This window comes from Myxococcus vastator, assembly GCF_010894475.1.
In the GTDB taxonomy this organism is placed as follows: Bacteria; Myxococcota; Myxococcia; order Myxococcales; family Myxococcaceae; genus Myxococcus; species Myxococcus vastator.
On the sequence record NZ_JAAIYB010000303.1, the window covers coordinates 1 to 10,545 of the forward strand.

General features: G+C 69.5%; 10 protein-coding genes. 9 read left to right on the plus strand and 1 reads right to left on the minus strand.

Annotation, left to right across the window (positions count from 1 at the left end):
• The first annotated feature begins 63 nt into the window (after window positions 1-63).
• The 8 genes from lptB to G4D87_RS25565 all read left to right on the plus strand — a co-directional run bounded on the left by lptB (window position 64) and on the right by G4D87_RS25565 (window position 7,598).
• A complete protein-coding gene (gene lptB / locus G4D87_RS25530) occupies window positions 64-804 on the plus strand; it encodes an LPS export ABC transporter ATP-binding protein (protein ID WP_163784852.1) in 741 nt (246 codons plus the stop codon).
• Window positions 805-1,052: 248 nt separating this feature from the next.
• The gene (rpoN, locus tag G4D87_RS25535; RefSeq protein ID WP_163784853.1) at window positions 1,053-2,570 is read left to right on the plus strand and encodes an RNA polymerase factor sigma-54; all 1,518 of its coding nucleotides are present in this window, start codon (window positions 1,053-1,055) and stop codon (window positions 2,568-2,570) included.
• Between the two features lie 63 nt (window positions 2,571-2,633).
• Window positions 2,634-3,284: a GNAT family N-acetyltransferase gene (locus G4D87_RS25540; RefSeq protein ID WP_163784854.1), complete on the plus strand. Its 651-nt coding sequence runs from the start codon at window positions 2,634-2,636 to the stop codon at window positions 3,282-3,284.
• A 13-nt stretch (window positions 3,285-3,297) separates the two neighbouring features.
• On the plus strand, window positions 3,298-4,083 hold the full coding sequence (locus tag G4D87_RS25545; protein ID WP_163784855.1) for a hypothetical protein: 786 nt from the start codon (window positions 3,298-3,300) through the stop codon (window positions 4,081-4,083).
• Between the two features lie 112 nt (window positions 4,084-4,195).
• On the plus strand, window positions 4,196-5,080 hold the full coding sequence (locus G4D87_RS25550; RefSeq protein WP_163784856.1) for an SDR family oxidoreductase: 885 nt from the start codon (window positions 4,196-4,198) through the stop codon (window positions 5,078-5,080).
• A 212-nt stretch (window positions 5,081-5,292) separates the two neighbouring features.
• Entirely contained in the window at window positions 5,293-5,934 is a 642-nt protein-coding gene (gene hpf, locus G4D87_RS25555) for a ribosome hibernation-promoting factor, HPF/YfiA family (protein WP_163784857.1), read from the plus strand.
• Window positions 5,935-6,256: 322 nt separating this feature from the next.
• Window positions 6,257-6,718, plus strand: a complete 462-nt coding sequence (locus G4D87_RS25560; protein ID WP_163784859.1) for a PTS sugar transporter subunit IIA — start codon at window positions 6,257-6,259, stop codon at window positions 6,716-6,718.
• Window positions 6,719-6,752: 34 nt separating this feature from the next.
• Window positions 6,753-7,598, plus strand: a complete 846-nt coding sequence (locus G4D87_RS25565; protein ID WP_163784861.1) for a hypothetical protein — start codon at window positions 6,753-6,755, stop codon at window positions 7,596-7,598.
• On the opposite strand, the gene dtd is transcribed toward G4D87_RS25565, so the two are convergent.
• The gene (gene dtd / locus G4D87_RS25570) at window positions 7,595-8,056 is read right to left on the minus strand and encodes a D-aminoacyl-tRNA deacylase (RefSeq protein ID WP_163784863.1); all 462 of its coding nucleotides are present in this window, start codon (window positions 8,054-8,056) and stop codon (window positions 7,595-7,597) included. The two genes, G4D87_RS25565 and dtd, sit on opposite strands and share 4 nt — an antisense overlap.
• Window positions 8,057-8,240: 184 nt before the next feature.
• Between dtd and dacB the strand changes: the two genes are divergently transcribed.
• A complete protein-coding gene (gene dacB, locus G4D87_RS25575) occupies window positions 8,241-10,487 on the plus strand; it encodes a D-alanyl-D-alanine carboxypeptidase/D-alanyl-D-alanine endopeptidase (protein WP_163784865.1) in 2,247 nt (748 codons plus the stop codon).
• Window positions 10,488-10,545 lie beyond the last annotated feature (58 nt).

The window sequence follows — 10,545 nt, forward strand, 5'->3', positions numbered from 1 at the left end:
GTCCGCGCCCCGTCCGGCCCCGTCTTCCGGGGCGGCCCCCTCCGCCCAGGGAGGCCCGGCTCGATGAGCGCCAAGCTGTTCGCGGAGGGCCTGGAGAAGACGTTCCGCGGCCGCAAGGTGGTGGCCGGCGTGTCCTTCAGCGTGGCCCCCGGGGAAGTGGTGGGCCTGCTGGGGCCCAACGGCGCGGGGAAGACGACCAGCTTCAACATGGTGGTGGGCCTGGTGTCGCCGGACGCGGGACGCGTGCGCATTGGCGACGAGGACCTCACGCACCTGCCCATGCACCGCCGCGCCCGCCGGGGCGTGGGCTACCTGCCGCAGGAGGCCTCCGTCTTCCGCAAGCTCACCGTGCGCGACAACTTCCTGGCCGTGCTGGAGCTCCAGAAGGACCTGGACGCCAAGGCCCGCGAGCAGCGCGCCGACGTGCTCCTGGACGAGTTCGGCCTCACGCACGTCGCGGAGTCCCTGGGCGAGACGCTGTCGGGCGGCGAGCGCCGGCGCGCCGAGATTGCCCGCAGCCTCATCCCCCAGCCCCGCTTCATCCTCTTCGATGAGCCCTTCGCTGGCGTGGACCCCATCAACGTGGGCGACCTCCAGCGGCAGATATTCCTCCTCCGCGAACGGGGACTGGGCGTCCTCATCACCGACCACAACGTCCAGGACACCCTGGGAATCTGCGACCGTGCGTACATCATCGCACAGGGGCGGATTCTGGAAGAGGGCACCCCGGCGGAGATCGCCGCGTCTCCCAAGGCCCGCGCCGTCTACCTGGGGGAACGGTTTCGTCTCCAACAAGCGCTCTAAGCACGGCTGGCCACCTGTCAGAGGAGTGCTTAGAATGGGTTGGCCCCGCTTTTGCGCCGACCTGTCAACGCGCATGTGATACCCTGAGTGCTCCCAAGCTCTTGGATTCCTTGTGGAATTCTGAGCATGCAAGCAAGGGACCCCCGTTTCGGGGCTGGACGAAGTCAGGGGTCCTTGTTACGTTGGCACGGTCTTTGATTGTGGCCCCTGTTTCAAGGGACCGAATCAACCCGGGAGACCCCGTTCTCATGGCGATGGAACTGAAACAAAGCCTGAAGCTTGCCCAGCAGCTGGTGATGACGCCGCAGCTGCAGCAGGCCATCAAGCTCCTCCAGCTGTCTCGCATGGAGCTGCTCGAGCAGGTCCGCGAGGAGATGGAGCAGAACCCGCTGCTGGAGCAACCGGACGAGCAAGCCCCGGGAGATGTGGGAGACAAGGAGCCCGGCGAAGCCTCGCTGGAGGCGGACAACATGGAGGTGCCGCGGGACGTGGATTTGCCCGCGGCCACCAGCGACACCGCCACGGAGTTCAAGGCGGACGGGGAGGGCCCCCCGGAAATCGACTGGGAGCAGTACCTCAACAGCTACCAGTTCAACGAGCCCACCACGGCCTCCAACAAGGGCAACGTGGCCACGGACGACATGCCGTCGTTCGAGGCCAACCTCGTCAAGAAGGAGGACCTGGTCGACCACATCCAGGAGCAGCTGGGCACGCTGCGCCTGAATGACGCAGAGCGCCGCGTCGCCATGCTCATCCTGGGAAACCTGGATGACGACGGCTACCTCAAGCTGCCGGATGTGGAAGGCGATCCGCTCATCCGTCTGGCGAACGAGGCGGACGTGCCCATGCACGTGGCGGAGCGCACGCTGCGGCGCATCCAGATGTTGGAGCCGCGCGGCTGCGGCGCCCGTGACTTGCAGGAGTGCCTGCTCATCCAGCTCCAGGGGATGCGGGAGCCGCACGCGCCGCTGCTGGGCCTCATCATCAAGCGGCACATGAAGTACCTGGAGAGCAAGAACCTGCCCGCCATCGCCAAGGACTTGAAGGTCACCTTGGAAGAGGTGGTGGAGGCGGTGCGGCTGCTCCCGAAGCTGGACCCGAAGCCGGGCCGCAACTTCAGCGGGGACGACGCGCAGTACATCTCCCCCGACGTGTTCGTCTACAAGATGGGGGACGAGTACACGGTGGTGCTCAACGATGACGGCCTGTCCAAGCTGCGCATCTCCGGCACCTACCGGAACGCGCTGAAGACGGGCGCGGTGGGCCCGGGCCAGACGAAGGACTTCATCCAGGACAAGCTGCGCAGCGCGATGTGGCTCATCCGCTCCATCCACCAGCGGCAGCGCACCATCTACAAAGTCACCGAGAGCATCGTGAAGTTCCAGCGGGACTTCCTGGACAAGGGCATCGCCCACCTCAAGCCGCTCATCCTCCGGGACGTGGCGGAGGACATCGGCATGCACGAGTCCACGGTGAGCCGCGTCACCACCAGCAAGTACGTGCACACGCCGCAGGGCATCTTCGAGCTGAAGTACTTCTTCAACTCGTCCATCGCCCGCGTCTCCGGTGAGGACACCGCGAGCGAGGCCGTCAAGCACCACATCAAGCAGCTGGTGGCGCAGGAAGACGCCCGCAACCCGTACTCGGACCAGAAAATCGTCGAGCTGCTGCGCTCGCAGGGCACCGAGATTGCCCGCCGCACGGTGGCCAAGTACCGCGAGGTGCTGGGCATCCTCCCCAGCAGCAAGCGCAAGCGGTACTACTGAGCCACGGCCGTCCGGGCGCGCCGCTTGTCGACGGCGCGCCCGGGTGGGCAGAGTGGGCGCCCCATGAGCGCCCCCCATCCTCCCGATTCCGCCGCGCCCCGGCGTGAGTGTGTGCCCCTCGTCGTTCCGTCCGTCACGCTCGAAGGGCGCGACGTCCGCCTGGAGCCGCTGCGCCCCGAGCATGCGCCGGCCCTGGCCGCGCTGTGCGAGGACGCCCTCTTCACCTGGTTCTCCCGCGTGCTGCGGACGGAGGCGGATGTGGCGGCCTTCATCGACAGCGCCTGCCAGGCGGCCGAGCGAGGGAGCGAGCGCCCCTTCGCCATCATCGAGCGGCGGACGGGCGCGCCGGTGGGCAGCACGCGCTTCCTCGACATCCAGCGCGACCACCGCACGCTGGAGATTGGCTACACGTGGCTGGGCCGCCGCGTCTGGCGCACGCGCATCAACACGGAGTGCAAGTACCTGCTGCTGCGGCACGCCTTCGAGTCGCTCGGCGTCATGCGGGTGCAGCTCAAGACGGACCAGCACAACGCGCGCTCGCGGGCGGCCATCGAGCGGTTGGGCGCCCGCTTCGAGGGCGTGCTGCGCCACCACATGCTGGTGCGCGGCGGGGTGGTGCGTGACAGCGCGTACTACAGCGTCGTCGACACGGAGTGGCCGGAAGTGAAGGTTCGGCTGGAAGGGCTGCTCGCCGGCGGCGGGGCGCGGGTATAGGGTGCGACGCCGCATGAATCCCATTTTTCGTCGCAACCTTCTTCGCGTCCCGGCGGGGGCCTTCGTCGCGGTGGGCCTGTTGTCGGGTTGTGGCGGCAGCCTCACTTCGGAAACCGTGGACCTGGCGGGGCTCTCCGACCGGACGCTGACGCTGTCCCAGTCGGACGTGGACATCTTCGAGGGCGTGGACGAGCCGGGCTCCCACCGCGTCACCGTCACCTTCTCGTCCGCGGCGGAAGAGGACCGGTGCACCGAGCTGCGCGAGGGCGTCACGGCCACCTTCAACGGCCAGCCCATGGCGCTGGAGCGGGGCGGGGTGGACGGCACCGCGGGCCGCGACGTGTGCGTGCCCACGCGGGCCTACTACGACTTCGACCCCAACGTCTGGGTGCGGCAGCCCATGGAGGACGCCCGCATCGTCCTCCAGGACGGCACGCACACCGTCACCGTGGTGCTGAAGAACGGAAAGGCCAAGCGCCTCTTCTCCTTCCAGGGCCCCGGCGCCGAGGACCGGCTCACGCGCGGCCAGACGTATTCGTTCCGGTGGCTGCCCGAGGGCGAGGTCCCCGGCGTCATCTCCGCCACCCTGCTGCGCGAGGGAGGGAGCGCCACGGCCGCCATCCCCACCGAGCAGGAAGAGGCGGTCGTCCGCTTCACCCTGCTCCAGACGACGCCCGTCGCCGCCCACCTGCTCACGTTGAGCGCGACCGCGCCCGGCGAGGTGTTGGAGTGCACGGGCGTCGCCACCTGCGCGGCGACGGTGTTCCACTCCGAGGAGCGGGTCGTCAACGTGCAGTAGGCGGACGCAGAGCAGGCAGCGGAGCGGGCCCGGCCCTTCCCGGGCTCGGATTGCCGCTGGGGACCGCCACCCCCACCGTGCCTGGGTACTCCCTTCCGGAGAGGACCCAGACATGGCCCAGAAGAACCCCGACCCGCGTGACGCCGGCCCCAAGCCGCCCTTTCCCCAGCAGTCACAGCCGCACCCCGGTCATGAGGGGCGGATGTCCCCGGAGCCCGACTACGGCGAGCAGTCCTACAAGGGGCTGGGCCGGCTCGAGGGCCGGGTGGCGCTCGTCACCGGTGGCGACAGCGGCATTGGCCGCGCGGTGTGCCTGGCCTTCGCGCGCGAGGGCGCGGACATCGCGGTGTCCTTCCTCAGCGAGGGGGACGACGCCCAGCAGGTGAAGCGCGTGGTGGAGGACGCGGGGCGCAAGTCCCTGCTGCTGCCCGGGGACCTGACGGTGGAGGCCCACTGCCGCAAGCTGGTGGAGGACACCGTGAAGCGCTTCGGGCGCATCGACATCCTCGTCAACAACGCCGCGTACCAGGGCGAGGCGGTGGAGCGCTTCGAGGACTTCGACCCCGAGCGCCTGGAGCGCACCTTCCGCACCAACATCCTCGCGATGTTCCACCTGGTGCGCCACGCGCTGCCGCACATGAAGGAGGGGAGCACCATCATCAACACCACCTCCATCCAGGCGTATGACCCCTCGCCCGCCATCCTCGACTACGCCGTCACCAAGGGGGCCATCGTCAACTTCACCAAGGGCCTGGCGCGGGAGCTCATCAACCGGGGCATCCGCGTCAACGCCGTGGCGCCGGGGCCCGTGTGGACGCCGCTCATCCCCCAGTCGTTCGACGCGGAGAAGACGTCCAAGTTCGGCAAGGACTCGCCCATGGGCCGCCCCGCCCAGCCCGCGGAGCTGGCGCCGTCCTACGTGTTCCTCGCCTCGGACGAGTCCCGCTACGTCAACGCGGAGGTGCTGGGCGTGACGGGCGGGCGGCTGCTCGCGTGAGCTGACGCGCCGCGTGATGTCACCGGAAGCACGCTGGCATGGCTCCAAACAGGGGGCCATTGCCAGTGACGCGAGGTGCAGGCGGGATGTCCTGCCTCGGACGGGCGGTGTGTCCGGGAACAGGCAACCTGTTGGGGCGGGTTGCTTTCCAGGGCTGGGAGCGTTTCAGATCCGTCACGGAGCTCACCTCTCACCCTAGGAGGCAGCCACGCATGCAGTTCAACATCACCTTCCGTCAGTTCGGAGCGTCCGATTCCCTCAAGGAGTACGCACGCGAGAAGGTCGAAAGGGTGAACCGGTTGCTGGACCGAGCCGGCGAGGCCCATGTGGTCCTGTCGTTGGAACGCCACCTCCACCACGCGGACATCACCATCCACTCCGGCGCGTGGGTCCTCCGGGGCCGCGACAAGAGTGACGACATGTACGCGTCCATCGACCTGGCGATGGACAAGATCGAGCGCCAGCTGCGGCGCTACCGTGACAAGCTGAAGACGCACCATGGCCGTGAGCGCGTCCACCACCGGCAGGACCTGGTGGAGCAGCTCCGGGTCCGCCACGCCGTGTTCGAGCTCCCGGACGTGGACGACCTGACGACGCTGGCCGAGGCCTCCGCGAATGAAGCCGCGCCGAAGCCCGCCGTCGTCGTGCCCGCGCGCGAGGTGCGTGCCACCCACCTCACCGTCAAGCCGCTCACGGTGGATGATGCGGTGATGCAGATGAACCTGATGGACAACGACTTCTACGTCTTCCACAACGTGGAGTCGGAGTCGCTGTGCATCGTCTACCGGCGCAAGGATGGTCAGTACGGCCTCATCGAGCCGCACGCCCCGGCTGTCGCCGCCACGGGGACCTGAGCCGTCGCTGACCGCTGATACCGCGCGCCGTCACCCGGTGAAACGGGGTGACGGCGTGTGACGGCTGGAACGCCGCCGCGTGCTGGAGGGCGTCGGTGCGGGTGCCCATGGGGCCCCGTGGCCACGTCCCGCCGCGATGTCGATGACAGTCGACAGGAGCAGATGCTTCATGGGAAGTCCCTTCCGTCCGTGGGGCGGGTTTCCCTTCCGCGTCATGATGCGCAATGAGCGCGGCGAGCGCGCATCCAGACAGGCCACCCTTGCGCTAAAGAGGGGTGAGGAGTAATTGCCGCCAACCAGGAGCGCCAGCGCGGGAGCGTCAGTGAGAATCGCCGAGTTCCTCAGCCCCCAAGCCGTCATCGCCGACATGCAGTCGCGGACGAAGCCCGAAGTCCTGCGCGAACTGAGCGCCACGCTGGTGCGTGCCCATCCGCTGCTGACCGCGGACCGGTTGGTGGAGGTGCTGCGCGAGCGCGAGAAGCTGGGCAGCACGGGCATCGGCGAGGGGGTGGCCATTCCCCACGGCAAGCTGCCGGGCATGGGACAGCTCCAGGCCGCCTTCGGCGTGTCGCACGCGGGCGTGGACTTCGAGGCCATTGACGGCAAGCCCACCCACCTCTTCTTCGCCCTGGTGGCGCCGGAGAACAGCGCGGGGGTCCACCTCAAGGCCCTGGCCCGCATCTCCCGCCTCTTCAAGAACCCGCGGTTCCGGGCCTCCATCCTCGAGGCGCCCACGGCCGCGGACATCCACGCCCTCATCGTCCAGGAAGACGCTCGGCCCTGAGCGGGCGTGCGTTCCCGGGGGGAGCCTCCGCACCATGGACGTCGTCCTGAGACCCATCAGCGACCGCTTCTTCCACGAACACCTGCTGCCCTTCTTCCAGCGGGCCATGGGGGATGCCCCCGGCGCGCTGGAGTCCCTGCAGGAGCAGCTGGGGGATGGCCAGGCGCGCATGCTCTGCGAGCGGATGCTCTCCACGGCGCTGCCCGGCGGCGTGGGCTCCCTGGACGCGGACCCGTGGGCGGACCTGGTGGACCGGCTCGTCTTCCTGCACTGGACCGAAGGCCCCGCGGGCTGGGAGGTCGGTGAGGCGGAGGCGGGCTACGCGGACGGCTGGGACGAAGCCCTGCACCTGGCGCTGATGGTGGAGGAGGCGGACTATCCCTACTGGGAAGCGCGCGGCTCGCGCGACGTCCGGGACCGCTTCCGTTTCCGGCCGCGCGAGGACGTGGGGCTGGCCTCGCTGCTGGCCGGCCTGTGGGAGCCCTTCCCGGAGTTCCCGCCGGACCAGGTGTTCACCACCCAGGGCCGGGGCGAGTACTCCCCTGGAACGCGCTACGCCTTCGCGGACTGGGCCTGGCGCCCCGCGCGGAAGGTGGCGCACTGGCAGGTGAACCTGCCGCGCAAGCTGGAGCGGCTCCTGGCCCGCGAGCAGGAGCGGATGAAGCTGCCGTCGCTGCCGGAGAAGGAGGAGGTGCTCGCCTACTGGCTGGGCAAGCAGCCGCAGCCGCCGCCGCTCACGGTGGCCTTCTCCGGCCTGGGGCCCCGCGCGGCCAACTGGATTCGCGAGCTGGGCGCCCTCACCGCGCACCTTCGCGGCGCGGCGCTGGCGAAGCAGGGGCTGGCGGCGCTGGTGACGAAGAGCTCCGGCGTCCGAATCTAGCCCTTGGGCGCGGCCGGCCCGGGGCTCTCCAGCAGCAGCGTGACGGGGCCGTCGTTGACGAGCGCCACCTTCATGTCCGCGGCGAAGACGCCGGTGCCCACCACGAGGCCGCGCTGGCGCAAGCGCTCACAGGCGCTCTCATAGAGGGCCTTGGCGCTCGCGGGCTCCATCGCGTCGATGAAGCTGGGCCTGCGGCCCTTGCGCGCGTCGCCGTAGAGCGTGAACTGGCTGACGACGATGAGCTGCCGGGACGTCTCCTCCAGCGACAGGTTCATCTTCCCCGCGGCGTCCTCGAAGATGCGCAGCGTGGCCAGCTTCTCCACCATCCACGCGACGTCCGCCTCCGTGTCGCCCTTGCCCACGCCCAGCAGCACCAGCAGGCCCGGGCCGATTTCGCTCACGCGCTGGCCCTCCACCGTCACCGACGCCTCCAGCACGCGCTGTACCACCGCTCTCATCGAAGTCACCTCGTGGACAGGCGTGGCTCGCCGGGGCCCGTGTCAGTCACGCCGTTACAGTTGGAATGTCAGGTTTCTGCCTGCTGGTAGAGCGAGCGCCCAGACGTGGACTCCTGGAGCCACTCACCCTTGCTCGTTTTTCGCCCCGTTCCGCATAATGGCCCCTGACTTCCCCGGAGAGAGTGTGCAGGTCCATCGAGCCAGCTCCATCTTGGCCGCGTCGGCCATTATTTTCCTGTCGCTTTCTCACGCAGCGCACGCCGCGCCCGCTCCGGCGGAGAAACGCGCGGACCGCGAGGCCCTCAAGACGGCGCTGCTGGAGGTCCTCCAGCGCGCGCCGCTGAAGGCCAGCCGCATGGGCGTGTACATGCAGAGCCTGGACGACGGCACGGTGGTGTTCAGCCACAACGCCGACGAGCTGCTCAACCCCGCCTCCAACGTGAAGCTGGTGACGTCCGCCGCCGCGCTCGCGTCCCTGGGGCCCGAGTTCCGCTACGACACCGAGTTCCTGGTGGAGCCGGAGTTGGGCGCGGACGGCAAGGTGAAGACGCTCTACGTGCGCGGCAAGGGCGACCCGTCCATGACGACGGAGCGCCTGTGGGGCATCGTCGCGGAGCTGTGGCACACGGGCATCCGCGAGGTGAGCGAAATCGTGGTGGACGACTCGTGGTTCGACGCCGAGCGCACGCCGCCCGGCTATGACCAGGAGGACACGGACCGGGCCTACATGGCGCCCACTGGCGCGGTGAGCCTCAACTGGAACGCGGCGGCCATCTACCTGCGGCCCGGCAACGCGCCGGGGGCCAAGGGCGTGGTGGAGATGGAGCCGCCCAGCGACTACTTCGTGGTGGACAACCAGCTCACCACCGGGCCGCGCCGCGCGCGCCGCGTGTTCGTCAAGTCGGCCCCCGCGGGCCTCCAGCAGAAGATTGTCGTGCGCGGCCAGCTCCCGGCGGAGCGGAGCGGCGCCGTCAGCGTCTGGAAGAAGATTGACAACCCGCCCATGTACTTCGGCCAGTCGCTCAAGCAGATGCTGGTGACGCGCGGCGTGAAGATGCGGGGCCGGGTGAAGCTGGGCAAGACGTCCACCAAGGCCCGCATGCTGCACGTGTCGCAGTCGGACACGTTCGACATCCTCCTCAAGCGCCTCAACAAGCTCTCCAGCAACTTCGTCGCCGAGCAGCTCCTGAAGACGATGGGCGCCGAGCTGCGGGGCGCGCCGGGCTCCTTCATCAAGGGCGTGGACGTGGTGGAGCAGTTCCTGGAGCGCGACGTGGGCATCCCCCGCGGCACCTATGTGATGAAGAACGGCAGCGGGCTCAACGACGCCAACCGCTTCTCCGCCACGCAGCTCAACAAGCTGCTGCGGCACATGGTGCAGCGCTTCCCCTTCTCGCCGGAGTACATGTCGTCGGTGCCCATCGCCGGCAAGGACGGCACGCTCAAGTACCGCTTCGAAGGCAGCGACGCGGTGGGCCGGCTGCGCGCCAAGACGGGCACCCTGGAGAGCGTGTCCGCGCTGAGCGGCTACGTGACGAGCGCGGGGGGGGAGCGCTTCACCTTCTCCATCATGGCCAACGACTTCGCGGGCCGCGCTGGCCCCATCGTCGCGGGTCTGGACGCGCTGGGCGCGGCGGTGGCCGCCACCGGCTCCAGCCTGGGGCCGTCCACGGCGGTGGCCGCGCTGGCGGACAGCGGGCGCCCCTCGGGCGCCGTGGACGACGTGGCCGTTCGCATCAAGACGTACCTGGAGCTGGGCGCGCAGCGTGACCAGCGCAACATCGGCTTCCTGCGCACCGCGTGGCGCAGCGAGAGAGACCCGGCCGTGCGCGCGGTGCTGGCGGAGAGCCTCTACCAGTCCAACCCGCACGACTACCTGGGCGCGCGCACGCTGCTGGACAGCTATTCGGCCACCGCCGAGGTGTATGGCCGGCTGAAGGACGTGGCGCGGGTGCTGTCCGTGGAGGTGCCGGGCGTCAGCAGCATGGTGGAGCTGGCGGCGGGCGGAAACGCGGAGGCGCTGGCCCGGGTGCTGGAGCTGGCGGGCGCGGCGGGGACGGACGCGCAGGCCCAGACGGAGATGGCCGAGGCCCTGGGCGAGGTGGCTCGCACCGCGCCGGAGGAGCTGGTGGTGGCGCTTCGGGCCGCCAGCGCCGGTGACAGGGACGCGTGCACCGCGCTGCTGGCGCGGGCGCTGGTGCAGGCGGGACAGGCGGACCACCCCTTCTGGAAGTCCCTGCGCCGCACGCTGGGCGCGTCGGACCCGCGGCTGGCGTCCTTCGCCAAGGGGCTGGACTCCACGCTGTCGCAGAAGGTGGCGGAGGCCAAGGCGCCGGCGAAGGCGCCGGCGGGCTTCACCCCCGTGCAGATGGTGGCGCCCGCGGGCAACGCGCCCGAATCCTCCACCGCCGACAACCGCCCGGGCGGGTAGGGCGGAATCCGCTGTATTTCTCGTGAGTTCCCAGCGCCGGGCAGGCCTCCCCGGCGGG